Source organism: Agrococcus phoenicis, assembly GCF_047302415.1.
Classification (GTDB): Bacteria; Actinomycetota; Actinomycetes; order Actinomycetales; family Microbacteriaceae; genus Agrococcus.
Genome location: NZ_CP154854.1, coordinates 1,656,371 through 1,681,810 on the forward strand (window position 1 = coordinate 1,656,371; position 25,440 = coordinate 1,681,810).

23 protein-coding genes and 1 pseudogene are annotated in these 25,440 nt (G+C 72.3%); 6 read left to right on the forward strand and 18 right to left on the reverse strand.

Annotated features, from left to right (window positions below; genetic code table 11):
* Positions 1–2 precede the first annotated feature (2 nt).
* The 14 genes from AA0Z99_RS07965 to AA0Z99_RS08030 form a co-directional block, all read right to left on the reverse strand.
* Complete coding sequence (locus tag AA0Z99_RS07965) at positions 3–1,220, reverse strand: substrate-binding domain-containing protein (protein WP_413316562.1); 1,218 nt, start codon at positions 1,218–1,220, stop codon at positions 3–5.
* Positions 1,221–1,480: 260 nt separating this feature from the next.
* Entirely contained in the window at positions 1,481–1,957 is a 477-nt protein-coding gene (locus AA0Z99_RS07970; RefSeq protein ID WP_413316563.1) for an SRPBCC domain-containing protein, read from the reverse strand.
* Positions 1,954–2,391, reverse strand: a complete 438-nt coding sequence (locus AA0Z99_RS07975) for an ArsR/SmtB family transcription factor (protein WP_413316564.1) — start codon at positions 2,389–2,391, stop codon at positions 1,954–1,956. The genes AA0Z99_RS07970 and AA0Z99_RS07975 overlap by 4 nt, the downstream gene beginning before the upstream one ends.
* Positions 2,392–2,493: 102 nt before the next feature.
* Positions 2,494–3,663, reverse strand: a complete 1,170-nt coding sequence (locus AA0Z99_RS07980) for a heparan-alpha-glucosaminide N-acetyltransferase domain-containing protein (RefSeq protein WP_413316565.1) — start codon at positions 3,661–3,663, stop codon at positions 2,494–2,496.
* Positions 3,664–3,699: 36 nt separating this feature from the next.
* Positions 3,700–4,638: a class II fructose-bisphosphatase gene (gene glpX / locus AA0Z99_RS07985; protein ID WP_413320813.1), complete on the reverse strand. Its 939-nt coding sequence runs from the start codon at positions 4,636–4,638 to the stop codon at positions 3,700–3,702.
* 209 nt (positions 4,639–4,847) lie between these two features.
* Positions 4,848–5,456: a DAK2 domain-containing protein gene (locus tag AA0Z99_RS07990; protein WP_413316566.1), complete on the reverse strand. Its 609-nt coding sequence runs from the start codon at positions 5,454–5,456 to the stop codon at positions 4,848–4,850.
* 192 nt (positions 5,457–5,648) lie between these two features.
* Positions 5,649–7,028: an MFS transporter gene (locus AA0Z99_RS07995; RefSeq protein WP_413316567.1), complete on the reverse strand. Its 1,380-nt coding sequence runs from the start codon at positions 7,026–7,028 to the stop codon at positions 5,649–5,651.
* Between the two features lie 151 nt (positions 7,029–7,179).
* Positions 7,180–7,950, reverse strand: coding sequence for an SDR family NAD(P)-dependent oxidoreductase (locus tag AA0Z99_RS08000; protein ID WP_413316568.1), 771 nt, complete (start codon positions 7,948–7,950; stop codon positions 7,180–7,182).
* 26 nt (positions 7,951–7,976) lie between these two features.
* Positions 7,977–8,933: a 3-hydroxyacyl-CoA dehydrogenase family protein gene (locus AA0Z99_RS08005; RefSeq protein WP_413316569.1), complete on the reverse strand. Its 957-nt coding sequence runs from the start codon at positions 8,931–8,933 to the stop codon at positions 7,977–7,979.
* Between the two features lie 2 nt (positions 8,934–8,935).
* Positions 8,936–9,871 (reverse strand): sugar phosphate isomerase/epimerase family protein, encoded by a 936-nt coding sequence (locus tag AA0Z99_RS08010; protein ID WP_413316570.1) that lies wholly within the window; start codon positions 9,869–9,871, stop codon positions 8,936–8,938.
* A gap of 157 nt (positions 9,872–10,028) precedes the next feature.
* Positions 10,029–10,784, reverse strand: coding sequence for a GntR family transcriptional regulator (locus AA0Z99_RS08015; RefSeq protein ID WP_413316571.1), 756 nt, complete (start codon positions 10,782–10,784; stop codon positions 10,029–10,031).
* The gene (locus AA0Z99_RS08020) at positions 10,781–11,539 is read right to left on the reverse strand and encodes a triose-phosphate isomerase family protein (RefSeq protein WP_413316572.1); all 759 of its coding nucleotides are present in this window, start codon (positions 11,537–11,539) and stop codon (positions 10,781–10,783) included. The genes AA0Z99_RS08015 and AA0Z99_RS08020 overlap by 4 nt, the downstream gene beginning before the upstream one ends.
* A 3-nt stretch (positions 11,540–11,542) precedes the next feature.
* Entirely contained in the window at positions 11,543–11,998 is a 456-nt protein-coding gene (locus tag AA0Z99_RS08025; RefSeq protein ID WP_413316573.1) for a ribose-5-phosphate isomerase, read from the reverse strand.
* Positions 11,999–12,000: 2 nt separating this feature from the next.
* Entirely contained in the window at positions 12,001–13,728 is a 1,728-nt protein-coding gene (locus tag AA0Z99_RS08030) for a dihydroxyacetone kinase family protein (RefSeq protein ID WP_413316574.1), read from the reverse strand.
* Between the two features lie 432 nt (positions 13,729–14,160).
* Here AA0Z99_RS08030 and fbaA point away from each other — a divergent pair, with 432 nt between their 5' ends.
* Positions 14,161–15,186 carry a class II fructose-bisphosphate aldolase gene (gene fbaA, locus AA0Z99_RS08035; RefSeq protein WP_413316575.1) on the forward strand — a complete coding sequence of 342 codons (1,026 nt, stop codon included), beginning with the start codon at positions 14,161–14,163 and terminating at the stop codon, positions 15,184–15,186.
* A gap of 76 nt (positions 15,187–15,262) precedes the next feature.
* Here the strand turns inward: fbaA and AA0Z99_RS08040 are convergent, their stop codons facing one another.
* Positions 15,263–15,760: a hypothetical protein gene (locus AA0Z99_RS08040; RefSeq protein ID WP_413316576.1), complete on the reverse strand. Its 498-nt coding sequence runs from the start codon at positions 15,758–15,760 to the stop codon at positions 15,263–15,265.
* A gap of 59 nt (positions 15,761–15,819) precedes the next feature.
* Positions 15,820–16,815 (reverse strand): 4-hydroxy-3-methylbut-2-enyl diphosphate reductase, encoded by a 996-nt coding sequence (locus tag AA0Z99_RS08045; protein WP_413320815.1) that lies wholly within the window; start codon positions 16,813–16,815, stop codon positions 15,820–15,822.
* Positions 16,816–16,941: 126 nt separating this feature from the next.
* Here AA0Z99_RS08045 and xseA point away from each other — a divergent pair.
* Positions 16,942–18,209, forward strand: a pseudogene (gene xseA / locus AA0Z99_RS08050) (exodeoxyribonuclease VII large subunit); the annotation flags it as partial.
* Positions 18,210–18,213: 4 nt separating this feature from the next.
* On the opposite strand, the gene AA0Z99_RS08055 reads toward xseA, so the two are convergent.
* Both AA0Z99_RS08055 and argE read right to left on the reverse strand, forming a co-directional pair.
* Positions 18,214–19,488: an MFS transporter gene (locus tag AA0Z99_RS08055; RefSeq protein ID WP_413316577.1), complete on the reverse strand. Its 1,275-nt coding sequence runs from the start codon at positions 19,486–19,488 to the stop codon at positions 18,214–18,216.
* Positions 19,489–19,566: 78 nt separating this feature from the next.
* Complete coding sequence (argE, locus tag AA0Z99_RS08060) at positions 19,567–20,742, reverse strand: acetylornithine deacetylase (protein ID WP_413316578.1); 1,176 nt, start codon at positions 20,740–20,742, stop codon at positions 19,567–19,569.
* Between the two features lie 96 nt (positions 20,743–20,838).
* On the opposite strand from argE, the gene AA0Z99_RS08065 reads away from it, so the two are divergent.
* From AA0Z99_RS08065 to AA0Z99_RS08080, 4 genes are all read left to right on the forward strand, one after another.
* The gene (locus AA0Z99_RS08065; protein WP_413316579.1) at positions 20,839–21,084 is read left to right on the forward strand and encodes an exodeoxyribonuclease VII small subunit; all 246 of its coding nucleotides are present in this window, start codon (positions 20,839–20,841) and stop codon (positions 21,082–21,084) included.
* Positions 21,081–21,728 carry a DUF4245 family protein gene (locus AA0Z99_RS08070; protein ID WP_413316580.1) on the forward strand — a complete coding sequence of 216 codons (648 nt, stop codon included), beginning with the start codon at positions 21,081–21,083 and terminating at the stop codon, positions 21,726–21,728. The genes AA0Z99_RS08065 and AA0Z99_RS08070 overlap by 4 nt, the downstream gene beginning before the upstream one ends.
* A 43-nt stretch (positions 21,729–21,771) precedes the next feature.
* Entirely contained in the window at positions 21,772–23,175 is a 1,404-nt protein-coding gene (locus AA0Z99_RS08075) for a class II fumarate hydratase (protein WP_413316581.1), read from the forward strand.
* A gap of 179 nt (positions 23,176–23,354) precedes the next feature.
* Complete coding sequence (locus AA0Z99_RS08080; RefSeq protein ID WP_413316582.1) at positions 23,355–25,433, forward strand: prolyl oligopeptidase family serine peptidase; 2,079 nt, start codon at positions 23,355–23,357, stop codon at positions 25,431–25,433.
* The last annotated feature ends 7 nt before the right edge of the window (positions 25,434–25,440 follow it).

The following is a 25,440-nucleotide window of genomic DNA, read 5'->3' on the forward strand; positions in this document are numbered from 1 at the left end:
CCCTACTCGGCGGCGACGGCCGGGGCGACGGCCTCGGCGTCTGCCGTGTCGATGAGCTCCGGCACCCACGTGCCGTCCTCGTCGACCAGCCGCACCTGGAACATGGGCTGGATCAGCGCGTGGTCCTCGGCGCGGATGGTGAGGGTGCCCTTGACCGACTCGAACTCCCAGCCCTCGAGCGCGCCGATCATCGCGGCGACGTCGCCGCGGCCCTCGGTGATGGCGTGCACGAGCATCTGCGCGCCGACGAAGCCGTCCGGGGTGAAGAGGTCGGCCTCGTGACCCTGCTCCTCGAGGTAGGCGTCCATCGCCTGCGCGGCCTCGGTGTCGGTCGCGCCCGGGAAGTAGTGGTTCAGGAACTGGATGTCGCCCGAGCCGGGACCGTAGGCCTGGTAGGAGGCGCGGTCGGCGAGGCCGGTGACGACGGTCGTGTCCGCCAGCACCTGCTGCTGCGCGAGCGCCTCCCACATCGCACCCGTGGTGGCGCCCGCCCAGGCGACGAACACCAGGTCGGGGCTCGCGGCAGAGATCTGCTGCGCGAAGGGCGTGAACTCCGTCGCGTCCTCGGCGACCAGGATCGGCGTGACGGTGGCGCCCTGCTCGCCGAGCACCGCCTCGACCGAGGCGACGTTGCCCTGGCCGAAGGCGTTGTCCTGCGCGAAGACCACGATGTTCGAGCCTTCGACGCTCTCGAGGAAGGTCGCGGCGGTCGCGACGTCCTGCAGCGTCTGGCGGCCGGAGCGGAAGGTCTGGTCGTTGATGCCGGTGATCGTGTCCGCGGCGGCCGGGCCCGAGAGGAACAGCACGTCGTTCTGCGCGGCCTGCTCGGCGACGGCGAGCGCGACGCCAGAGGCGGCCGAGCCGCCGATGATCTGGTAGCCCTGGCCGATGACGTCCTTCGCCTGGGTCACCGCGGTGTCGGGGTTGCCCTGGTCGTCGATCCACTCGATGCTCAGCTCGACACCCTCGATCTCGCCCGTACCCTCGGTGGCGTAGTCGAGGCCGGCCTCGAAGCCCTGCCGGTAGCTCTCGCCGTAGGCCGCGAGCGGGCCGGTGATCGAGGTGATCATGCCGACGTCGACGGTCACGCTCTCGCCGTTGCCGTCGGCAGCGGTACCTCCACCGTCGTCGGAGCCCGGAGCGGTCGTGGGCGCGCACGCCGTGAGCGCGAGCGCGGCGATGGCGATGCCCACCCCGGCGAACTTCGTTGTCCTGCGCATGAGATGCCTTTCGAGCGGTGCGAGCCTCACCCGGCACTGCTCGGCGAGCGAGTCAGCACGGCGTCGTGCGGCTTCACGTGGTCACGAACCTGACAGGTGGTTCAGGTCTCAGGTTCCAGGATGCGTCGTCAGCGCCGCCGTGTCAAACCGCGCGCACGACCGTGACCGGATCGTGACCGCGAGCACCGCCGCCGCGTGGAGCGCTCGGGCCGCCGGGCGCTGCTGCGCCGCGACGGCCCAGGCTCCGCGCGCTGCGGCGCTCAGCCCCAGCGTGCCGCGAGCCGCTCGTAGCTCGCGTCGACGCCGACATCCATGCCGCTCGCGTAGGCGCCGTCGCGGATCTCGCGGGAGGCGTAGACCGAGACGGTGCGCATCGTGGTGACCCCGTCGACCTCGGCGAAGGTGACGGTGTTGGTGCTGGCCGGCAGCTCGAGGCCGCCCATGGCCGAGCCGCCCATGGTCTCGGTCGTCACGATGCGGTGCGGCGCCTCGGCCTCCAGCACGTCGCCGGCGATGATGAGCTCGCCTGCGGCATCCACCCAGACCCAGCGGAACGAGCCGCCGGCGCGCATGTCCATCTCGCAGGTCGTGAACTCGGTGTCCTCGCCCGGGCCGAGCAGCCACGTGCGCACGATCTCGGGGTCGGTGTAGGCCCGCCAGACCTCGGCGGCAGGAGCCTGGAACTCGCGCTCGTAGGCGATGGAGGTGTCGTCGGGCAGGCTGAATCGGGTCTTCATGATGGGTGCTCCTCGGTGTCGGGTGCGGCGGTCGCGCCGCGGTCGGTGATCGTGGTGGTGCCCGTCAGGAGGTGCGCGTCGAGGCGGTCGAGTCGGGCGTCGACCTCGGTCTCGAACCGCGAGACGAAGACCGCGGCGCGGATCAGCGGCGCGAGCTCGATCAGGCGGTGGATGCGCTGCGCGTCGCGCTCGGCCCGCACGAGGCCCGCGTCACCGAGCACCTTCAGGTGCTTCGAGACGGCGGGCTGCGAGAGGCCGGCGAGCGCCGTGAGCTCGGTGACGGTCGCAGGACCGGAGCGCAGCCGCAGCAGGATGCGGCGGCGCGTGCGATCCGAGAGCGCGGCGAAGATGCGATCGAGGTCGCCGTCGTCGAGCTCGGGGGTGTTCGCGTCGGCAGCGGCCGACGTGCCCCGAACCGATGCGTCGTGGTCCACGAATCGCTCCTTCCATCGCCAAGCAGTTCTATAACCTACTGGCAATGTACGCGGGAGGCGGCGCGACGTCAACCGTCGATCCGCGGGAGCCGATGCGCTGCGTCAGCCCGGGAGCGCCGGCTCGCGCGGGCCTGCTGCTCGCTCGGCGGCGGCGCCGACCGCTCGCTCGAGCGGTCCCCTCGCGCGCGTCGCAGCGAGGACCGCGCCGATCGCGAGCGCGACCCCGACCTGCAGCGCCCATGCGCCCCATCCGCCCACCAGCCCCGGCGCCGCCTGCTGCAGGGTGCTGCCCAGCAGCGTGAGCAGCACAACGTGCACGACGTAGATCGTCAGCGGCGCGCCGCCCGCCGCTCGGAGCGGCTCGAGCATCCGCAGCGCGCGCGGCGGCAGCGCAGTCGCGAGCAGGCCGAGCGCAGCGATCACCACCAGCGCCATGCCGGCAGTGCGCGCGATGTCGGCCGGAGTGCCGGTGTGGGGAGCAGCGATCAGTTGCAGCAGCGGATCGGTGCCGGGCGCGGCCCCGTAGCCGTTCTCGAGCAGCACGCTGCGGTGCGCGGCGAGGTCGCCGCCGAGCTGTGCGGCGACGAGCCGCAGCCCCAGCTCGCTCGAGGCGACGCCGACGACGATCAGGAGCGCGCCGATGCCGCCGAGCGCCGAGAGCGCGCGCCGCTCGCGGCCAGCGGCTCGGGCGGCTAGCAGCGCCCGGGCGGCCAGCATGCCGATCGCGACGTAGGCGAGCCAGGTCACCACGGGGTAGACCCCCGACAGCGTCACGTCGAGCAGCGTCCCGAGCGGATCGCGGACGAGCGAGGCGATGCTGTGCGTGCCCTCCACCCCCGGCAGGTGCAGCCGCGCGAGCGCGGCGACCCAGCCGCCCGCCGCGGCGAGCACCGCGGCGAGCGCGGCGAGCGCCCAGCTGGGCAGCAGCAGGAGCCCGGCCGCCAGCACGATCGCGACCCCGAAGGGCACGAGCACGACGTAGACCGCCGCGGCGAAGGGGATCACGAGCAGCCCGAGCAGCGCGACGACCGCGCCGCGGGCGAGCGTCGCGCGCGCGGCTGCCGCCCGCTCCCCCGCCGCGAGCCGAGCGCGCGCCGCGAGCACGACGCTGACGCCGCCGAGCACCGCGAAGAGCGTCGACGGCGGCCCGTCGACGAGCGCGGTGACGGCCGCGGGCTGCTGCTCCCAGGCGCCGAGGGTGTGCGCGGCCATCATGCCCGCGACGGCGACGAGCCGCGCGAGGTCGATGCCGATCAGGCGCGCGCCGCTCACCCCGTCATGCTCTCGCAGGCGCGGCGCGGATGCTGCCTAGTGCTCGAGCCACTTCTCGGCGCGGTGCTCGGCGATGACGCGGCGGGCGGTGCCGGTCTTCGATCGCAGCACGAGCGACTCGGTGCGGATCAGCGGCCCCTTGCGGCGCACGCCGTCGAGCAGCATGCCGTCCGTCACGCCCGTGGCGACGAAGTAGGTGTTGTCGCTCGAGACGAGGTCGTCGAGCCCCAGCACGCGCTGCAGGTCGTGGCCGGCGGCCACCACGTTCCGGTGCTCGTCGTCGCTCTGCGGCGCGAGACGGCCCTCCATGAAGCCGCCGAGCGCCTTGATGGCGCACGCGGTGATGACGCCCTCGGGCGTGCCGCCGGCACCGGCGCACAGGTCGATGCGGCTCTCCCAGCGCGCGGCGTTGATGCCGCCGGCGACATCGCCGTCGCGCATCAGGCGCGTGCCGGCACCGGCCGAGCGGATCTCCTCGATGAGCGCCGCGTGGCGCGGCCGATCCAGCACCGCGACGACGATGTCGCCGACGTCCTTGCCCTTGGCCCGCGCGAGCTCGCGGATGTTGTCGCCCATCGACTGCTCGAGCGAGACCACGCCGCGAGCCTCGGCGCCGCCGACCAGCTTGTCCATGTAGAACGCGTCGACCGGGTCGTACATCGAGCCGCGGTCGGCGACGGCGATGACGCTCAGCGCGTTCGGGCGCCCGGTGGCGGTGAGCGAGGTGCCGTCGATCGGGTCGACCGCGATGTCCGCGGAAGGACCGCGGCCGTTGCCGACGTGCTCGCCGTTGAAGAGCATCGGCGCCTCGTCCTTCTCGCCCTCGCCGATGACGATCACGCCGTCGAAGGCGACCGTGGCGAGGAACGTGCGCATCGCGTCGACCGCTGCGCCGTCGGCGGCGTTCTTGTCGCCCCTGCCGATGTAGGGCACCGCGCGGATCGCCGCTGCCTCCGTCGCTCGCACGAGCTCCATCGCGAGGTTGCGGTCGGGGTTGTCGAAGACGGGAGCCTTCGGCGAGTCGCTCTGCGGCACGGGTGTCCTCCATCGGGTCACTGCCAGCGGCCGTCGGGCACGGCTGCGGGCTGGGTCTGCCTCGAGCCTAGTGAGCGGATGCGCGCGGCGACCGCGGGGCACCGGCGAAAGTCCCGCGGTTCCTTCGCCGCGGCCTCATACGGATCGGTTCAGCTGTGCTCGGCGATGACCTCGGCGATCGCCGAGAGGATCAGCGCCGAGGAGGTCGCGCCCGGATCGGGGAACCCGAGGTCAGGGGTGGAGGCGTCGAAGCGATCGGGGAACGCCGCGGTCTCCACCGCGGCCTCCTCAGCGACGCCGGCCGCATGGGCGGCCGCGTCGAGCCCCGGCTCACCGCGCTCGAGGTGCACGTGCGCATCACCGAGCGCCGGCGCCAGGGTGTCGACGATCGACTTGTCGCCGATGTGGGCGTCCGTCGAGGACTCGAGCGCCCGCAGCGCGGCGTCGACGACGGCGAGGGGGCCCGCGTCGACGACGCTTGCGGCCGCGGTGCCCATCGCGCCCCAGAGCGAGTTGGCGCTGCCCTCCTGGCCGGCCCAAGCCTCAGCGGCAGCGGCGAGCGCCCGGCCCGGCGCGGCCCCTGCGGCTGCGGCGCTGGCAGCGGTCGCTCCGGCCAGCATGTTCCTGCCGTGGTTGCCGTCGTCGGCGACGGCGTCGAGCTCGTCCAGCTCCTCGCGCGCCTCCTCCAGTGCGGCGACGATCCGCTCGAGCGCTGCGCGCACGAGCGTGTCGAGTGCCTGTTCGTCCTGCGGATGCATCGGTGCCTCCCTCGGCGCCCGGCGGCCCCGGCGCTCGCCAGCAGCCTAGACCGCCCACCCTGGCCCCACGTGGGTGCTGTCGTCGGGGCCGGGGCTCCTGCGCGCGGAGCAGGCCGGATCGGGTGTCGCGGTCCCGATCCGGCCTGTGGTGCACCCGAGGGTGCACGTCTGCGCCCGCGGCGCCGGCCCCGGCTAGTGGCCGGGCGCTGCCGCGTCGACGTCGGCGTCTGCCTCCAGCAGCGCATCCGCCTTCGAGCTGAAGAACTTCGTGCAGAAGAGCATCACGGCCGCGAGGAACGCGAAGACGCCGAGCGAGACGACGCCCCATGCTCCCGAATCGGTCGGCACGGCCTCGTTGATGCCCGTGCGCATCAGCGGTGCGACGAAGCCGCCGAGGTTGCCGAGCGAATTGATGAGGCCGATGCCCGCCGCCGCCGCCGTGCCCGTCAGGAACGCCGTGGGGTAGGACCACGTGATCGGGCCGACCGAGAGGAAGCTCGCCACCGCGATGGTGATGCACAGGATGCCGAGGATCGGCTGCCCGTTCGCCCCCGCCCACGCCGAGGCGAGGATCGCGACGCCCGTGACGACGTAGAACGTCGTGCCCCAGCTGCGGCGCCGGACGATGGTGTTGGCCGCCTTGCCGAAGAAGTAGCAGGCGAAGAGGCCCACGAGCCACGGGATGGCCGCGACGAGGCCGACCTGCCAGCCGACGTCCTGCCCGATGAGGCCGGCGACCTGCTGCGGCAGGTAGAAGGTCGTGCCGTAGACCGCGATCTGGAGGCAGAAGTAGATGATGGTGAAGTACCACACCTTCCAGTTGCCCATCGCGCGCCAGATGCCGGTGGGGCCGTCCGACTCGCGGACGGTGTCCTCCTTCGCCATGACGTCGATGAGGGCCCGCTTCTCCTTCTGGTCGAGCCACTTCGCGTCCTGCGGGCCGTTGATGAGCAGGAAGATGGCGGCGATGCCTGCCGCGACGGCCATCATGCCCTCGACGAAGAACATGACCTGCCAGCCCAGCCACGGCGTGAACTGCTCGCCGAAGCTGATCAGACCGCCGGAGAGCGGTGCGCCGAGCATCTGCGAGAAGGGCTGCGCGAGGTAGAAGATCGCGAACATCTGCACGCGGTGCTTGTTCGGGAACCACTCCGAGAGGAAGAGGATGACGCCCGGGAAGAGACCGGCCTCGGTGACGCCCAGCAGGAACCGCAGCACGATGAAGGACGTGTCGTCCTGCACGAACGCGAAGCAGGCGGCGACGATGCCCCAGCTGATGGCGATGCGCGCGAGCCAGAAGCGGGCGCCGAACCGCTTCAGCAGCAGGTTGGAGGGGATCTCGAAGATCGCGTAGCCGATGAAGAAGATGCCGGCGCCGAGCGCGAAGGCGCCGGCGGAGATGCCGCGGTCGATCTGGAGCGCTTCCTCGGCGAAGCCCACGTTGGTGCGGTCGAGGAACGCGACGAAGTACAGGATCACGAGCATCGGCATCAGATGCTTCGCGGCCTTCTTGATGGCGGAGTCGAGAGCGGGATCGCTCTTCGACGCGGGGGTCACTGTCGTGTCGGACACGAGACTCTCCTTCGAGTGCAGTGGAGGGGTGCGCTCGGCGTCAGCCGAGCAGCGAGGGGAGGATGAGCCACAGCCCGACCCCGACCAGGACGATGCCCAGTGCGAGGAAGAGGATGCGGGACTTGGACCACGAGCCCTGGCCGCTCATGGGTCAGTGCATGTAGAGGCCGCCGTCGACGTTCAGGGTCTGCCCCGTCACGAAGCCTGCGTCCTCGGAGATCAGGTAGCCGATGGCGGCCGCGATGTCGCGCGGCGTGCCGATGCGCGGCAGCACGCCGTCGGCGGCCATCGCGGTCTTGCGCTCCTCGGTGAGCGTGCCGCCCATGATGTCGGTGTCGATCGGGCCGGGCGAGACGACGTTGACCGTCACGCCGTGCTGCCCGAGCTCGCGCGCGACCGAGCGCGAGAAGCCGATGACGCCGGCCTTGGCAGCGGAGTACACCGTCTTCGAGAAGGTGCCGCCGCCGCGCTGCGCGGAGACGGAGGAGAGGTTCACCACGCGGCCGACGCCGTGTTCGACCATCGACTCGACGGCGCGTCGGGTCGCGTAGTGCACGCCGTTCATGTTGATGCTCATGACCCGGTCCCACTCCTCGGCCGTGACCTCGAGGTAGGGCACGGGGCTCGAGACGCCTGCGAGGTTGACCAGGGCGACGACCTGCGGCAGCACTGCCTCGAGCTCGTCGAAGGCGGCGCGCACCTGCGCCTCGTCGGCGACGTTCGCGCCGGCGCCTGCCGCCTGCACGCCGTGCTGCTCGGCGATCTCGGCGGCGACGCCCTTGGCGGCGTCGGCATCGAGGTCGATGATGCCGATGCTCCAGCCGTGCTCGGCGAGGTAGTGGGCGGATGCGCGGCCGATGCCGCGCGGGGAGGCGGCGCCGGTGAGGACGACGGTGCGGGCTTCGGGGAAGGCGGTGGCCATGGGGGTCTCCGAGTCTGTGGTGCGGGTCAGTGGATGGGGGCCGGGCCGAGCTCGTCCATGAGCTGCTTGATGGCGACGTAGGCCTTGTTGCGGTAGGCGACGAGCGCTGCCGTGCGCTCGGCGGGCACGTCGAGGTAGCCTGCGCCCGACTTGGTGCCGAACTTGCCGGCGTCGACGAGCTCCTTGAGCGAGTCGGGCGTGGCGAAGCGCTCGGGCCAGCGGGTCTGGAGCGAGGCGTAGCAGAACGAGTAGACGTCGAGCCCCGCCATGTCGGCGATCGCGAAGGGGCCGAAGACCGGCAGCCGGAAGCCGAAGGTCGTGCGCACGATCGTGTCGATGTCGTCGGGCGTCGCGACGCCCTCCTCGACCAGCTGCGTCGCCTCGTGGAAGAGCGCGTACTGCAGGCGGTTGAGCACGAAGCCGGTGGCGTCGCCGACGCGCGCGGTCTCCTTGCCGGTGGCGGCGACGAGCGCCTCGACGGGCGCGAAGACCGCGTCGTCCGTGCCCTCGTGGCCGATGAGCTCGACGCCGGGGATGAAGGGGGCCGGGTTCGAGAAGTGCACGCCGAGGAACCGCTCGGGATGCTCGACGGCCTCGGCGAGCGTGCCGATCAGGATGGTCGAGGTGTTGGAGCCGATGATCGCGTCGGGGCGAGCGGCCGCCGAGATGCGCGCGAGCGTCGCGTGCTTGATCTCGAGCTTCTCGGGCACGGCCTCCTCGATGAAGTCGGCGTCGGCGACGGCCGACTCGATCGACTCGGCGGCCGTGATGCGCGCCTCGATGCGCGCGACGGCGTCCTCGGGGAAGAGCCCGTCCGCGACGAACGCCGCGGCCTCGTCGAGCAGGCGACGGCGGTTGCTCTCGGCGATCTCCGCGCTGATGTCGGCGATCTGCACGTCGTAGCCGGCGAGCGCGAGCACCTGGGCGATGCCGCCGCCCATGTAGCCGGAGCCGACGACGGCGATGGTCGTGATGGTGGTCATGATCAGCCCTTCGGGAGGAGCGAGCGCAGGTAGCGCTGGTTGGTGGAGCAGTTGCCGAGGCTGTCCCCGCCGTAGTGCTCCATGAGGAAGATGCCGTCGAAGCCGAGCTCGAGCGCGTCGCGCACGACCTGGCGGTAGTTGATGAGGCCGCCCTCCATCGTGCTCGGCACGCTCGTCGCCCACGACCCGTCCGCGGCTTCGTCGCGCGTGTAGTTCTTGACGTGCCAGTAGTTCGCGTAGGGCAGCGTCTTCGCGTGCATCTCGCGCCAGTCCTCGATCGGGCGGTGCAGGCGGATGAGGTTGGCGATGTCGGGGTTGAGGCCCACGTTGTCGAGGCCGATCTCCTCGACGAGGCGCACGGCGGAGTCGGCGGTGCCGAGGTAGGTGTCCTCGTACATCTCGAGGGACATCCGCAGGCCCACGTCCGCCGCGTGCTTCCCGAGCTCGCGCAGGCGCGTGACGGCCGCGCTCCACACCTCGGGGTCGTCCGGGTCCTTCGGCCCCTGGGCCGTCCAGAACCAGAGCGCCCGGCGCTGGGCCTCGGTGAAGGGCTGGTGCAGGCCGGTGGAGAAGACCTCCATGCCCCACTCGGCTGCGGCGTCGATCGTGCGGTGGGCGTACGCGAGGTTGCGCTCCTCGTGGCCCGGCATGATGACGCTCTGGCGCTGCAGGTGCACCGAGGGGATCCGCACGCCGTGCCGCTCGAGGATGGAGAAGAGCTCGTCCTTGCGGCTCGGCTCGAGGTCTGCCGGGCGGATGTGGCTGTCGGGCAGCTCGGCGAGGCTGAAGCCGACGTCGGCGACCTGGGCGAAGGCGTCGTCCCAGACCTGCGGATCCGCGTCGTGCAGGGCCACCCCGTCCGTCGAGACGGCGGGGATGCCGTGCAGGCACGTGGCGATCGGCCAGGTCTCTGCGGTGAATGCGGGCTGCGCTGCCATGTCGTCTGCTCCGTTGCAATCGTCGGGCTCTGCGCCCTGATCGAAGATCCTATAGGAAATGTAGCCGTCGGATCGCCTGCGCGCAAGCAGGTGCACGCAGGCGGGCGACCGCGTCGCGAGCGGCGGGCGACGCGCCGCACCGCCGGCACGGGCGCGCTCAGCCGGGCGCGGACTCCTCGCCCACCGACCGGGCGCGCACGCCGTCGATGTGCGCGCGCATCGCGGCGATCGCGGTGTCGGCGTCGCCGGCCTCGAAGGCCTCCAGCACGGCCCCGTGCTCCGCATGCGCCTCGCTGACGTCGTTCGCGCCGCGGATCACGGCCTGCCGCAGCCGGTGGGTCATCGCTCCGAGGTCGTCGTGCATCGCGACGAGGTAGCGATTGCCGGTGCCCTCGAAGATGGCGCGGTGGAAGGCGGCGTCGGCCGCGAAGTACTCCTGCGTCACCCGCAGGCTCGGTTCGCCGCGCAGCGTCTCGATCACGCGGTCCGCGCGCTCCTGGTGCAGCTGGTGGGCCTGGCGCAGGCGCGGCAGCAGGGCCGCCGCGCGCGGCAGGGCCAGCCGGGTCGCCTCGAGCTCGAGCATGAGCCGGGCGCCGAAGAGCTCATCGAGCTGCTGCGCATCCAGCGGCGGCGCGACGCGGTAGCCCTTGAGCGCCTCGCGCGTGACGAGCCCGGTGCGCTCGAGCTGCACCATGGCCTCGCGCACGGGCGTGGGCGAGACGTCGAGCTGCTTGGCGAGCATGTCGATCGACAGCCGCGATCCGGGCTCCACGCGCCCCTCGAGCAGCAGCTCCAGGATGCGGTCGTACACGCGGTCGCGCAGGCCGCGCCGCTCGATCTCGCTCACGCGCATCGACACTGCGTCGTCGGCATCCCCGCCCTGCGCTCCTCCAGCCGATGCCGTGACGCTCATCGCGGCGCCTCGAGCCCCAGCGCCTCGTCGAGGATCGCCGCGAAGGCCTCGGGGTCATGCGCGAAGCGGCCGAGGAACATGCCGTCGACCGAGTCGGCGATGCGCGGCAGGAGCCCGGGGCCCGCGCTGCCGCCGTAGATCACCTGCACGTCGAGCGGCAGACCCGCGGCGTGCTCGCGCAGCGCCTGCCCGACGGCGCGGATGTGCTCGTCGCCCGCAGGTTCCGGCGCGCCGATCGCCCAGACGGGCTCGTAGGCGACGACCAGTCGTCCGCTGCGCCCCTCCTCGAGCGCGAGGGCGAGGGATGCGTCGAGCTGCGCGACGCACGCGCGGGCGGCCGCGTCGTGGTCACCGCGCACCTCCTCGCCGATGCAGAGCACCGGCGCGATGCCGTGCCGCAGCGCCGCCGCGACCTTCAGCGCGACCGTCTCGTCGGTCTCGCCGAACATCCGGCGACGCTCCGCGTGCCCGATCGCCGCGAGCGCGACGCCGTGCTCGGCGAGCTCGGCGGCCGAGACCTCGCCGGTGAAGGCCCCGGCGTCCTCCCAGTGCAGATCCTGCGCGCCCACGAGCATCCCCGCCCCCGTCGCGATCGGCACGACGTCGGGGATGGAGGGGAAGCTCGGCAGCACGAACGGCTCGACCAGCCCCCGCCGCACGGCGGGGTGCTCGGCGCAGATCGCGGCCACGGCCCGCGTCCACTCGAGCGTGCGGGCGCGCCCGAAGTACATCTTCAGGCTCGAGCCGATCAGCACCGCTCAGCCCTCGTACGCGCAGATGTCGTCCACGTTCGCCTGCGAGTGGCTCGACGGGTCGAAGGTGTAGGTCAGCCACTCCCCCGCCAGTCGGCGCGCGAGCTCGATGCCGACGACCCGCTGGCCCATCGTGAGCACCTGGCAGTCGTTCGAGAGCACCGAGCGCTCGACCGAGAAGGAGTCGTGCGCGACGGTCGCGCGGATGCCGGTCACCTTGTTGGCGGCGATCGCGACGCCGATGCCGGTGCCGCACAGCAGCAGCGCGCGGTCGGCCTCGCCGCGCGCGACGCGCTCGGCGGCCTCGATCGCGACCTTCGGGTACGAGGTGGAGCCGTCGGGGTCGTCGACCCCCACGTCGACGACGGAGTCGACGAGCTCGTTCGCCTCCATGTCGCGCTTCAGGATCTCCTTGTAGTCGAACCCGGCCTTGTCGCTGCCGATGATGAGGCGGATGCCCATGGTCACTGCTCCTTGGATGTCGTGAGGACGTCGTGGACGGTCGTGGTGATGAGCGCGAAGGAGATCGCGCCCGGGTCGGGCGTGCCGATCGACTTGTCGCCGTGCGAGCGGGCGCGGCCGAGCGTGGCCGCGAGCTCGGCCGTGGACCGCGCTGCCTCCCCGCTGACCTCGGCCGCCGCGCCCCATGCCTCGCGCAGCCCCTCGCCGCCGCCGACGCGGCGCGCGAGCTCGTCGACGAAGGGCACGATGGCGTCGACCATGGTCTTGTCGCCCACCGCGGCCTTGCCGAACGCCATCACGGCGTCCTTCGCGGCCGCGACACCCTCGGCGACGGCCTCGGCCGCCACGGCATCGGTGTCGCCCAGGTGCGCGCCGAGCGTGCGGAGCATCTCGCCCCAGAGCGCTCCGCTCGTGCCGCCGGCCCGGTCGCTCCACGCATCCGCCGCACGCTCGAGCGTCGTCTGCGCGCCGGCCCCGGCCCCCGCCGCGGTCGACGCGGCGTCGGCGCCCGCGCGAGAGCCGCGCTGCATGCCGATGCCGTGGTCGCCGTCGCCGGCGACCGAATCCATCCGGCCGAGCTCGTCCGCGGCCTCGTCGATCGCCGCGGCGACGGCGGTCAGCGCCGCATCGATCACGGCTGCGGCGGCGCGCGACTCGTCGCTCGCCGCGGGGATCGCGGTGTCGGCCACGGTCGCGGAGACCGCGTCGGCGGCGCGCTGCGGCGCGACCGAGCCCTTGGTGAAGCCCGAACTGTCGGCCGGCGCGGCCCAGAGCGTCTCGAGCTCGTCGTCGAGCCACAGAAGCGTGAGCGAGACGCCCGACATGTCGAAGCTCGTGCAGAGCTCGCCCACCTCGGGCTCGACGATGGCGATGCCGCGCTCGTCGAGCAGCTGCGCGACGCGTCGGAAGACGACGAACATCTCCTCGTACTTCAGGTTGCCGAGGCCGTTCAGCAGCGGCACGACCCGTGCGCCCTCGAGCGAGACGCCGTCGGGCACCTCCTCGAGCAGCTTCTCGATGAACAGCTCGGCGAGCTCGTCCGCCGTCGGCACGTCCACCTCGTCGATGCCCGGCTCGCCGTGGATCCCGAGGCCGACCGCCATCTTCCCTTCGGGCACCGTGAACAGCGGCTCGCCCGCGCCCGGCAGCGTGCATCCCGAGAACGCGACGCCGAAGGAGCGGGTGCGGGCGTTGGCCAGCTGCGCGACGCGCTCGACGCCGTCGAGGTCGTAGCCGGCCGCCGCAGCGGCACCGGCCACCTTGAAGACCGCGAGGTCGCCGGCGATGCCGCGACGCTTGTGCAGCTGATCCTTCGGCGCGCTCCAGATGTCGTCGGTGACGGTGACGGTGCGCACGTCGATGCCCTCGGCGCGCAGCTTCTCCTGCGCCTGGTCGAAGTGCAGCACGTCGCCGGCGTAGTTGCCGTAGCTCAGCAGCACGCCCCTGCCCTGGTCGGCGGCCTTCGCGATCGCGAAGACCTGCTGCGACGAGGGCGAGGCGAAGAGGTTGCCCATCGCGGCGCCGTGGGCGAGGCCCGGGCCGACGAGGCCGCCGAAGGCCGGGTAGTGGCCGCTGCCGCCGCCGATCACGAGGGCGACCGTGGCCTCGTCCGCCTGGGTGGAGCGGACGACGCCGCCCGGTGCGGCTTGCACCCAGCGGCCTGCGGCGGCGACGAAGCCCTCGATCATCTCGTCGGCGAACCTGCTGGGGTCATTGAACAGTCGCGTCATCGCGGCCTCCTCGCATCGGATGCCCGCGGTCCCGCAGGCGTCCGCAAAATCCTATAGGAAGTTGGGTTCCCTGTCACACCGCCGCCACCCCCGGGCAGCCCGGCCGCCGCAGCCGCCTCCCTCCATCCATCCATCGGCGCCTGCCGCGCTCGAGCGGCGCCACGGAGACGCAGCAGGCGCCGCTCACGTGCGGAACGCGCCAATCAGACGCGGGAGGCGCCACTCAGGCACGGGAGGCGCCACTCACGTGTTGCAGGCGACGCGGACTGCTGCGAGGCGCCATCGGGACTGCGGGGCGCGACGGTGGCGGAGGCGCACGGGGCGGGGAGGTGTGACGGACGCGCGCGCCCGCACGCGCGCCGACCTAGACTGACCAAGACCCGCGCGGCCGCGATCCGCGGTCCGCACCCCGGACCTGACAGGAGCTGTGCCATGCCCGTCGCAACGCCAGAAGAGTACGCAGAGATGCTCGACAAGGCGAAGAAGAACGCCTTCGCCTACCCCGCCATCAACGTCTCGTCGTCGTCGACGATCAACGCGGTGCTGCAGGGCCTCGCCGACGCCGGCTCCGACGGCATCATCCAGGTGACGACGGGCGGCGCCGACTTCTTCGCCGGCCAGAGCGTCAAGAACCGCGCCGGCGGCGCCATCGCCTTCGCGCGCTTCGCCACCGAGGTCGCGAAGGCCTACCCGATCAAGGTCGCGCTCCACACCGACCACTGCCCGAAGGACGCCCTCGACGGCTTCGTCTTCCCGCTCCTGGAGGCGAGCGAGGAGGAGGTCAAGGCCGGCCGCGCTCCCCTCTTCCAGTCGCACATGTGGGATGGCTCGGCGGTGCCGCTCGAGGAGAACCTCGAGATCGCGAAGCAGATCCTCCCCCGCACCCACGCGCTCGACCAGATCCTCGAGGTCGAGATCGGCGTCGTCGGCGGCGAGGAGGACGGCGTCAGCCACGAGATCAACGACCAGCTCTACACGACGCTCGACGACGCCATCGCGACCGTCGAGGCGCTCGGCCTCGGCGACCGCGGGCGCTACATGGCGGCGCTCACCTTCGGCAACGTGCACGGCGTGTACAAGCCCGGCAACGTCAAGCTCCGCCCCGAGCTGCTGGGGCAGATCCAGGCGGGGATCGCCGAGAAGTACGGCACCGACGCGAAGCCGCTCGACCTCGTCTTCCACGGCGGCTCGGGCTCGAGCGACGAGGAGATCGCCGAGGCGGTGCGCAACGGCGTCATCAAGATGAACATCGACACCGACACGCAGTACGCCTACACCCGCTCGGTCGCGGGCAGCATGTTCGGGGGCTACGAGGGCGTGCTCAAGATCGACGGTGAGGTCGGCAACAAGAAGGTCTACGACCCCCGCGCATGGGGCAAGGCCGCCGAGACCGCCATGGCCGCTCGCGTCGCCTCCGCCACGCAGCAGCTCGGCTCCGCCGGCTGGTCCGGCAAGTAGCCACAGCGGCAGACGCAGGACGGGCACCCCTCGGGGTGCCCGTCCTGCGTGGTCTCGCCGCCAGTGCGCTCGCGCGCTACTCCCAATCGCTCGCGTCGATGATGCGGTCGGTGCCCTCGGGCATCACCGTGTCGTCGACGCCGTTGTCGTCGGTGTCCACGCCGGCCTGCGTGCCGCCGTGCTCGTCGGGGATGTCGGCGGGATCGTCGCCCTCGAACTCCTCGTCGCGCGCCTCGGCGCCCTCGGGCGCGTCCTCGTCGTCGATCTCGTCGAGCTCGTCGGTCGCGAGTACGCGGTCACCGTCGGCAGGGTCGCCCATCGACTCGTCGAAGTCCTCGCCGTCGGCCATCTGCTCGGCCCACTGATCGGCGCCGTCATCGCTGCCCGCGTCGACCGGGGCGGTCGACATCGAGCCGAGCGCGCCCTCCTCGTCGTCGACCTGGTCGGCGTCGATCGCGCTCGCCTGGCGCACCGCGTCGGTGCCCTCGGGCGCGATCCCGCCGGCGCCGTCTGCAGCGGCGCCCGCCGCCGTCACCTGGGTGCTGTCCTCGTCTCGAAGCTGCTGATCCGTCATGCCGCGAGCGTATCCAGGACCGCTGGGAGCGCGCCAGGAATCGACCGGCTGCCTGCGGGTCAGCGCTTGCGGCTGGGGCGCAGCTCCTTCGGCAGGGAGAAGATCAGGTCCTCCTCCGCCGTGCGGATCTCGGCGACATCGCGGTAGCCGGCATCCTCGAGCTCCTGCAGCACCTCGTGCACGAGGCCCTCCGGCACGCTCGCGCCGCTCGTGACGCCGATCGAGCGCACGCCCTCGAGCCACTCCTGCTGGATCTCGGTCGAGTAGTCGACCCGGTAGGCGGCCTTCGCGCCGTACTCGAGCGCGACCTCGACCAGTCGCACCGAGTTCGACGAGTTGGCGCTGCCGACGACGATCACGAGATCCGCATCCGCCGCGACCTTCTTGATGGCCACCTGGCGGTTCTGCGTGGCGTAGCAGATGTCGTCGCTCGGCGGATCCTGGAGGTTCGGGAAGCGCACGCGGAGGCGGCGCACGGTCTCCATGGTCTCGTCGACGGAGAGGGTGGTCTGGCTGAGCCAGACCAGCCGGTCGGGGTTCTGCACCTGCACGGTGTCGGCCTCGTCGGGGTTGTTCACGATCGTGACGCGCTCGGGCGCGTGCCCGGCGGTGCCCTCGACCTCCTCGTGGCCCTCGTGGCCGACCAGCAGGATCTCGTAGTCGTCGCGCGCGAAGCGCACGGCCTCGCGATGCACCTTCGTCACCAGCGGGCACGTCGCGTCGATCGCGTCGAGGCCGCGATCCGCGGCTCCCTGCACGACGGCGGGGCTGACGCCGTGGGCGCTGAAGATCACGCGCTCGCCCTCGGGCACCTGGTCGACCTCGTCGACGAAGATCGCGCCCTGCTCGGTCAGCTGCGAGACGACGTGCTTGTTGTGCACGATCTCCTTGCGCACGTAGATCGGCCCCTCGTACTGCTCGAGCGCCTTCTCGACCGCGAGCACCGCGCGGTCGACGCCGGCGCAGTAGCCCCGCGGGGTCGCGAGCAGGATCCGCTTTCCGCCGTCGACCGGGAGATCCTGGAGCCGACCCCTCCGGAGCGCAGGCCGCGGCATGTCCAGCGGCACCCTTCCGTTCGTGATCGTCACCGGCCCAGTCTACCGTTGGAGCCAGCCGGCGACCCCCGCGGTCGCGCAGGGCGAACAGCACGAGCGCAGCAGCACGCGCAGCAGAGGAGCAGGATGACCGAGCGCATCACCGGCACCCCCGACGAGCCGTGGAGCGTCGAGCGGCTCGGCGCAGAGCTGAAGGGCTACATCGGGCGCCTCGGGCACCTCTGGGTGGAGGGCGAGATCACGCAGTGGTCGAACTCGAGGGGCAACGTCTTCGGCAAGCTCAAGGACGTCTCGGCCGACGCCACGATCTCGTTCAACGTCTGGAGCTCGACGCTCAGCCGCATCGAGGGCGACTTCGCGCAGGGCGACCGCGCCGTGCTGCTCGTCAAGCCGGACTACTGGCCGCGCGGCGGCACCTTGTCGATGGTCGCCGCGCAGATCCGTCACGTCGGGCTCGGCGAGCTGCTCGCCCGGCTCGAGGCGCTGCGCCGCAGCCTCGCGCAGGAGGGCCTCTTCGACGCCTCGCGCAAGCGGCAGCTGCCGTTCCTCCCGAACCGCATCGGCCTGATCACCGGCCGCGACTCCGACGCCGAGAAGGACGTGCTGCGCAACGCCCAGCTGCGCTGGCCCGACGTGGAGTTCCGCGTCGAGCACGCGGCCGTGCAGGGCGAGCAGACGGTGCCGACCGTGCTCGCGGCGCTCGCGCGGCTCGAGGCCGACCCCGAGGTCGACGTCATCGTCATCGCGCGCGGCGGCGGCGACTTCCAGAACCTGCTGGGCTTCAGCGACGAGTCGCTCGTGCGCGCGGTCGCGGCCGCCACCACCCCGATCGTCTCGGCGATCGGCCACGAGGCAGACCGCCCGCTGCTGGACGACGTCGCCGACCTGCGAGCGTCGACGCCGACGGATGCAGCCAAGCGCATCGTGCCCGACGTCGCGGAGGAGCGGAACCGGATCGCGCAGGCGCGGGCGCAGCTGCGCGCGCGCGTCACGCAGCACGTGCAGCGCGAGGCGGAGCGGCTGGAGTCGTTCCGCTCGAGGCCCGCGCTCGCGCGCCCCGGCAGCATCCTCGAGCCGCTCGGCCAGGATCTCGCCCGCTTGACCGCGCGCAGCGACGAGCTGGCGGCGCGCAGCGTCGAGCAGCACGGCCAGCGCCTCGACCACCTGCGGCAGACGCTGCGCGCGCTCAGCCCGCAGGCGACGCTCGACCGCGGCTACGCCGTCGTGCAGACCGCCGCGGGCTCGGTCGCGCGCGACGCCGCGACGATCGCGGCCGGCGACGCGCTGCTGGTGACCCTCGCCTCCGGCACCCTCGACGCCGACGTACGCGCCGCGCATCCCGAGCGCTGACGCTGCCGCCCGGCGACGCCGGGCCGCAGCCCGGGGCCGCGCCCGCCGTCAGCGCTGGCCGTACCGCTTCCGCGCGAAGAAGAGGCCGACGAGCGACAGCACGGCGATCGCCATGTAGTAGAAGCTCGGTGCGTTCAGCGAGCCGGTGGTCTGCAGGAGCCAGGTCAGCACGAGCGGCGCGATGCCGCCGAGCAGGGTGACGCCGACGTTGTAGGCGACCGAGAGCCCGGTGCCGCGGACCTCCTTGGGGAACATGTTCGACAGCAGCCCCGGCAGCGGCGCGAAGTAGAACGCCATGATGGTGCCCAGCAGCGCGATCGCGATGATCAGCGCCGGCACGCTGCGCAGCGTCACGATGATCTGGAAGATCGGCCACGCCAGCACGAGCGCGGCGACGGCGGCGTAGGTCATGATGCGCGCGGGCCCGAAGCGGTCGGCGAGGCGCCCGACGAGGGGCGAGCCGAAGACGGTGATCGTCCCGGCCACCACGCCGCCGAGGTAGGCGGCGGTCGGCGGGATGTCGAGGTTCGAGACGGCGAAGGTCGGCATGTAGAGGATCATGTAGACCGAGATGGTCGCGACGCCGATGACGGCGGAGCCCGCCAGCACCCGGCCTGCGTGGTCGCGCAGCAGCGAGCCGAGCGGCGACTTCGTGCGCTCGTTCGCGCCGAGCTCATCCGGCTCCGCGAGGCGAGCGCGGATGTACAGGCCGACGGGGCCGATGAGCAGGCCGACGAAGAACGGCACCCGCCAGCCCCAGGCGTAGAGGTCCTCCTCCGACAGCCAGGTGTTGAGCGCGAAGCCGAAGCCCGAGGCGAGCAGCATCGAGGCGCCCTGCGCGGCGATCTGCCAGGAGGCGTAGAACATCTTCCGGTGGGGCGCGGTCTCGATCAGGAACGTCGTCGCCGTGCCGAACTCGCCGCCGGCGGAGAAGCCCTGGATGAGCCGCGAGAGCAGGATCACCACGCCGCCCCAGACGCCGACCATCGCGTACGTGGGCGCGACCGCCATCAGCAGCGTGCCGACCATCATGAGCAGCAGCGTGATGGTGAGGGCGTTCTTGCGCCCCTTGCGGTCGGCGAAGCTGCCGAGGACCATGCCGCCGAGCGGCCGGATCAGGTAGGTCGTCGCGAAGGTCGCGAACGTGTAGATGAGGCCGTAGGCACCGGCGTCGGGGAAGAAGACCTCGGTGATCACCACCGCGAACGAGGCGTAGACGATGATGTCGAACCACTCGAGGGCGGCGCCGATCGAGCTGGAGATCACCGCCTTGCGGGCGGCGGCGAGCCGAGCTGGCGTGGCCTGGGGCGCGGTCGTGGTCATGGGTGCTCCTGGGTGGGACGTGGTGGTCGGGCGGCGCTGCGGTCGCCGCGCTGGAGGGAGGGGTGCGGGACCAGGTGGTCAGGCGGCGCGGAGGTCGTCGATCAGCCGATCGACGAAGGCCTCGCAGCGCGCGATCTGGTCGAGCTCGACGAACTCGTCGGGACCGTGGGCCTGGGCGATGTCGCCCGGGCCGCAGACGACGGTCGGGATGCCGGCCCGGGCGAACAGGCCGGCCTCGGTGCCGTAGGTGACCTTGGCGTCGCTCGGCTCGCCGCCCCACCGCTCGGCGAGCACGACGATCTCGGCGCCGGCCGGGGTGTCGACGCCGGGCGCGGAGGCGGTGACCGCGAGCTCGACGCGGCACGAGTCGTCGAGCTCGCGCATGGCTGCCTCGATGCGACGGCACTCCTCGGCGAAGCGCGCGGTGAGCGCATCGTGGTCGATGCTCGCCAGTCCGCGGAACTCGAAGTGCACCGCGCACTCGGCGGGCACGGTGTTGATGGCGATGCCGCCGTCGATGCGGTTGACGCTGACCGTCGTGGAGGGCACGAGGTAGCCCTCGTCGAAGGGGCCGTGCTCCCGCATCTCGTCGGCGACGCCCTCGACGAAGCGCACGAGCTCGGTCGCGAAGCGGATGGCGTTGACGCCGTGCGGCGCGAGCGAGGAGTGGATCGCGACGCCGCGCACGTCGGCGCGGAAGACGTTCATCGACTTGTGTCCGCGCACGATGCGCATGCTCGTCGGCTCGCCCACGACGCAGCCGCGAGGTCGCAGCCCGCGTCGCACGATCTCGTCGACGAGGTCGACCGCGCCGACGCATCCGACCTCCTCGTCGTAGGAGAGCGCGAGGTGCACGGGCTCGGCGAGCCGCACGGCGGCGAGCGCCGGAGCCTTCGCCACCAGCACGCCCAGGAACGACTTCATGTCGGCGCTGCCGCGCGCGTAGAGCCGGCCGTCGCGCTCGGCGGGCTCGAAGGGCTCGCTGCTCCAGCGCTGGCCGTCGACCGGCACGACGTCGGTGTGGGCCGAGAGCACGATGCCGCCCTCGACCGCGCCGTCGGCCGCGGGGAAGGTCGCGAGCACGTTGGCCTTCGTGCCGTCGGGGCTCGGCACGAGCACCGGCTCGACGCCGGCGGCCCGCAGCTGCTCGACGACGTGCTCGACGAGCGCGAGGTTCGACTCGCGGCTCGTGGTGTCGAGGCGGTTCAGGCGGGTGATCTCGGCCATCGTGGATGCGGCTGGCGAGGCGGGCACGAGAGCTCCTGACGGTCGGCGGATGCGCAAGCGGCAATCGTCGCACAGGCCTGCGACGACGTCTCGCATGTCGGGGGCGAGCGGTAGGCTGGCGGGGTGAGCACCCCCGAGAACAGCGACGTCGACGCGCTCTCCTACGAGGCCGCGCGCGACGAGCTCGTGCGCGTCGTGACCGCCCTCGAGTCGGGCGGCGCGACGCTCGAGGAGTCGCTCGCGCTGTGGGAGCGCGGCAACGCCCTCGCGGACCGCTGCGAGCAGTGGCTGCAGGGCGCGAAGCAGCGGCTCGACGCCGCTCGCGGCACGGCTCCGGCGGCGACGCCCGCGGAGGCCGACGAGGCATGAGCCGCAAGGAGCCGCGCATCGTCGCAGAGCTCGGGCGCCCCGAGACGCCGGAGGAGACCGCTGCGCGCAAGGCGGAGGCGTCGCGTCGACACCGCGAGAACCGCAGCTTCATCAACCTGGTCGCCGCCGTCGCGGTCAGCCTCGGTGTCGTGCTCGTGATGGTGCTCGTCGTCGTGCGCCCCGGCCTGCCGGAGCGCGAGCCCATCGACGTCCCGGCGGCAGCGGCTGCGGCGCAGGCCACCACCGACGAGCCGCTCATCGTGCCGGAGCTGGACGCCGCGTGGGCGTCGAACGCGGCCGAGATCCGCACCGGCTCGGACCAGGTCTTCACCTGGTACGCCGGCTACGTCACGCCCGAGGAGGACTTCGTGTACTTCCAGCAGGCGGTCGACGCGAACCCCACCTGGCTCGTGACCGAGATCGAGGATGCGGTGCCGACCGGTGAGCGGGTGATCGACGGCACGACCTGGGTCGAGCACGACCAGCGCGCGACCGAGGATCCCGGCAACCTCGAGTTCGTGCTCACGACCGAGCGCGGCGCCTCCACCGTGATCGTCGCCGGCACCGCCGACGACGCCGAGCTGCAGCACTTCGCCGAAGCGGTGACCGCTGCGCTCGACGCGGGCGAGCCCGCCGGCGACTAGACCTCCAGACACGACCGATACCGCCAACGAAAGGCACAGCGCAGTGAACGACGTCGACTACCGGATCGAGCACGACACGATGGGCGAGGTGCGCGTGCCCACGCACGCGCTGTACGCCGCGCAGACGCAGCGCGCCGTCGAGAACTTCCCGATCTCGGGCTCGGGCCTCGAACCCGCCCAGATCGTGGCGCTCGCCCGCATCAAGCACGCCGCGGCGATCGCGAACCGCGACCTGGGGATCCTCGAGGCGTCGATCGCCGACGCGATCGTCGCCGCGGCCGACGAGGTCATCGGCGGCGCCCACCACGACCAGTTCCCGGTCGACACCTACCAGACCGGCTCCGGCACCTCGTCGAACATGAACATGAACGAGGTGCTCGCGACGCTCGCGACGAAGCACCGCGGCGAGGCCGTGCACCCGAACGACCACGTGAACGCCTCCCAGTCGTCGAACGACGTGTTCCCGACCTCGGTGCACATCGCCGTCACCGGCGCCCTGCTCGAGCAGGCGATCCCCGCCCTCGAGCACCTCGCCGGCGCGCTGGAGGAGAAGGCGGCCCTCTGGGCCGACGCCGTCAAGCCCGGGCGCACGCACCTCATGGACGCGACGCCCGTGACCCTCGGCCAGGAGTTCGGCGGCTACGCCGCGCAGATCCGCTACGGCATCGAGCGCATCCAGGCCGCGCTCCCCCGCGTCGCCGAGGTGCCGCAGGGCGGCACGGCCGTCGGCACGGGCATCAACACCCCCCTCGGCTTCCCCGAGCGGGTCATCGCCGAGATCGCCGCCTCCAGCGGCCTGCCGATCACCGAGGCGCGCAACCACTTCGAGGCGCAGGCCAACCGCGACGGCCTCGTCGAGGCATCCGGCGCGCTGCGCACCATCGCCGTGTCGCTGACGAAGATCACCAACGACCTGCGCTGGATGGGCTCCGGCCCCAACACGGGTCTGGGCGAGCTCGCGATCCCCGACCTGCAGCCGGGCTCGTCGATCATGCCCGGCAAGGTCAACCCGGTCGTGCCCGAGGCCGTGCTCATGGTCGCCTCGCGCGTCATCGGCAACGACGCGACGATCGCCTGGGCCGGCGCCTCTGGCTCGTTCGAGCTGAACGTGCAGATCCCGGTGATGGGGACGGCGCTGCTCGAGTCGATCCGGCTGCTCTCGAACGCCTCGCGCGTGCTCGCCGACAAGACCGTCGCGGGGCTCGAGGCCAACCTGGAGCGCGCCGCGGCCCTCGCCGGCATGAGCCCGTCGATCATCACCCCCCTCAACCGCCTCATCGGCTACGAGGCCGCTGCGAAGATCGCGAAGCACTCGGTCACGCAGGGCATCACCGTGCGCGAGGCCGTCATCGACCTCGGCTACGTCGAGCGCGGCGAGCTCTCGGAGGCCGACATGGACAAGGCGCTCGACCTGCTGTCGATGACGCACCCGGGCGTCGCGAAGTAGCGACGACGCGCCGGCCACGAGCACCAGGGGCACCCGCTGCGGCGGGTGCCCCTCTCGGCTGGCCATCCCCCTGTCTCCTCGCGCTCTGCAGGCGATGCGGCTGCTGCGAGGGAGCACCTCCCTCGCCTGGGCCGCGTCACCTGCAGCACGGCGCAGGGCTCGCCTCGTAGGGTGGTCGGATGCGATACCCCGAGGTGCGGAGAGACGACACGGTCGAGACGATCCACGGGGAGGCGATCGCTGATCCGTACCGCTGGCTCGAGGACGGCGACTCCCCCGAGACCCGCGCCTTCATCGAGGCGCAGAACGCGTTCGCCGAGCCGGTGCTCGCCGCGCTGCCGGCGCGCGCCGCCTTCCGCGAGCGCCTGACGGCGCTGCTCCAGGCACCGACGCGCGGGTGCCCGTGGATGCGCGGCGGCCGCGTCTTCGCATGGCACAGCGACGGCCAGAACCAGCCGGTGCTCGTCGTCGCCGACTCGGTCGACGGGCTCGAGGGCAGCGCTGCCGACGGTGGCGGCGCGGAGCGGCCTCGCGTGCTGCTCGACCCGAACGCCCTCTCGGCCGACGGCACCGTGGCGGTCACGATGGCGAGCGTCTCGCCCGACGGGCGCCTGCTCGCCTACGGCGCGGCCGACGGCGGCTCCGACTGGCGCACGATCCGCGTCCGCGACGTCGCCACGGGCGACGACCTCGCCGACGAGATCCCGTGGACGAAGTGGAACAGCGCGGTCTGGTTCGACGACGCCTCCTTCTCCTACTGGCGCTACGACGCGCCCACCGGCGATGCGCTCACCGACGAGATGGGCGCCGGCCGACTGATGGCGCACCGCGTCGGCACCGACCCCGCCGAGGACACGATCCTGTGGTCGAACCCGGAGGAGCCGCGCATGTTCGCGCGCCACTGGCCCCGCGACGACACCTGGTTCGTGCTCTCGACCGACACCGGCTCGTCGAGCGGCAACGACCTGGCCGTCGGCCGCCACGGCGACGACGGGCTCACGCAGCTCGTCGAGGGCCACGAGCACGAGTGGAGCGCGATCGGCGTGCGCCAGGGCCGGCTCTACGCCGTCACCGACGCGGACGCGGCTCGCTACCGACTCGCGGTGCTCGACCTCGAGACGGGGGCAGAGACGACGCTCGTGCCCGAGCACCCCGAGGACGTGCTCCTCGACGCCTCGCTCACCGCATCCGGCATCGTGCTCGAGTACTCCCACGACGCGAGCCACCGCATGCAGCTCGCGACCTTCGACGGGCTGCTGGGTGACGTCGTGCCGCTCGGCGAGGGCATCTCGATCACGGGATCGGATGCGACGGAGGCCTCGAGCACCGTCCTCGTCAGCACCGAGAGCTTCGTCGACCGCGGCACGCGGCACGTCATCGAGACCGACGGCGCGCGGCTCGTCTCGCACCGCGCGCTCGCCACGCCCGGAACGAGCGCGCCCGCGGCGGTGACAGCACGGATCCGCACCGCCTCGACCGACGGCGAGATCGTGCCCGCCTTCCTGGTGCGGCCGGAGGGCGACGTCGGCGACCGGCACCGCCCCACGCTCATCTGGGCCTACGGCGGCTTCAACATCCCGATGAACCCGGGGTTCCGCGCCGTGCTGGCGGCGTGGGTCGGTGCGGGCGGCGTGCTCGTCGTGCCGAACCTGCGCGGCGGCGGCGAGTTCGGCTCGGAGTGGCACAAGGGCGGCACGAAGGAGCGCAAGCAGCAGGTCTTCGACGACCTCTTCGCGATCGCCGAGCACCTCATCGCGACCGGCGTCACGACCGCCGAGCAGCTCGCGCTGCACGGTCGCTCGAACGGCGGGCTGCTCGCGGGCGCGGCGCTCACGCAGCGGCCGGAGCTGTGGGCGGCGGTGCTGCCGGGCGTGGGCGTGCTCGACATGCTGCGGTTCCACCGCTTCACCATCGGCTGGGCGTGGACGAGCGACTACGGCGACCCCGACGACGCCGAGGCCCACCGCTGGCTGCGCGCCTACTCGCCGCTGCACAGCGTGCGGCAGGACGTCGACCACCCGCCGACGCTCATCACGACGGGCGACCACGACGACCGCGTCGTGCCGGCCCACTCGTTCAAGTTCGCGGCCGAGCTGCAGCGGGCGCAGGCCGCCAGGAGCACGACGACCGATGCGCCGGTGCTGCTGAGCGTCGACACCAGGGCCGGGCACGGCATGGGCAAGCCGAAGGACGCCGCGGCGCTCGAGTTCGCCGATCAGCTGGCGTTCGCGGCGCACCACACCGGGCTCGAGCTGTGAGCGCCGC

Excerpts from the sequence above, each read along its gene's own strand:
- AA0Z99_RS07965 (WP_413316562.1), bottom strand. The coding sequence starts at position 1,220 with ATGCGCAGGACAACGAAGTTCGCCGGGGTGGGCATCGCCATCGCCGCG.
- AA0Z99_RS07970 (WP_413316563.1), bottom strand. The coding sequence starts at position 1,957 with ATGAAGACCCGATTCAGCCTGCCCGACGACACCTCCATCGCCTACGAG.
- glpX (WP_413320813.1), bottom strand. The coding sequence starts at position 4,638 with ATGGAGCTCGTGCGAGCGACGGAGGCAGCGGCGATCCGCGCGGTGCCC.
- AA0Z99_RS07990 (WP_413316566.1), bottom strand. The coding sequence starts at position 5,456 with ATGCATCCGCAGGACGAACAGGCACTCGACACGCTCGTGCGCGCAGCG.
- AA0Z99_RS08000 (WP_413316568.1), bottom strand. The coding sequence starts at position 7,950 with ATGGCCACCGCCTTCCCCGAAGCCCGCACCGTCGTCCTCACCGGCGCC.
- AA0Z99_RS08005 (WP_413316569.1), bottom strand. The coding sequence starts at position 8,933 with ATGACCACCATCACGACCATCGCCGTCGTCGGCTCCGGCTACATGGGC.
- AA0Z99_RS08010 (WP_413316570.1), bottom strand. The coding sequence starts at position 9,871 with ATGGCAGCGCAGCCCGCATTCACCGCAGAGACCTGGCCGATCGCCACG.
- AA0Z99_RS08015 (WP_413316571.1), bottom strand. The coding sequence starts at position 10,784 with ATGAGCGTCACGGCATCGGCTGGAGGAGCGCAGGGCGGGGATGCCGAC.
- AA0Z99_RS08025 (WP_413316573.1), bottom strand. The coding sequence starts at position 11,998 with ATGGGCATCCGCCTCATCATCGGCAGCGACAAGGCCGGGTTCGACTAC.
- AA0Z99_RS08030 (WP_413316574.1), bottom strand. The coding sequence starts at position 13,728 with ATGACGCGACTGTTCAATGACCCCAGCAGGTTCGCCGACGAGATGATC.
- fbaA (WP_413316575.1), top strand. The coding sequence starts at position 14,161 with ATGCCCGTCGCAACGCCAGAAGAGTACGCAGAGATGCTCGACAAGGCG.
- AA0Z99_RS08040 (WP_413316576.1), bottom strand. The coding sequence starts at position 15,760 with ATGACGGATCAGCAGCTTCGAGACGAGGACAGCACCCAGGTGACGGCG.
- AA0Z99_RS08045 (WP_413320815.1), bottom strand. The coding sequence starts at position 16,815 with ATGCCGCGGCCTGCGCTCCGGAGGGGTCGGCTCCAGGATCTCCCGGTC.
- AA0Z99_RS08055 (WP_413316577.1), bottom strand. The coding sequence starts at position 19,488 with ATGACCACGACCGCGCCCCAGGCCACGCCAGCTCGGCTCGCCGCCGCC.
- AA0Z99_RS08070 (WP_413316580.1), top strand. The coding sequence starts at position 21,081 with ATGAGCCGCAAGGAGCCGCGCATCGTCGCAGAGCTCGGGCGCCCCGAG.
- AA0Z99_RS08080 (WP_413316582.1), top strand. The coding sequence starts at position 23,355 with ATGCGATACCCCGAGGTGCGGAGAGACGACACGGTCGAGACGATCCAC.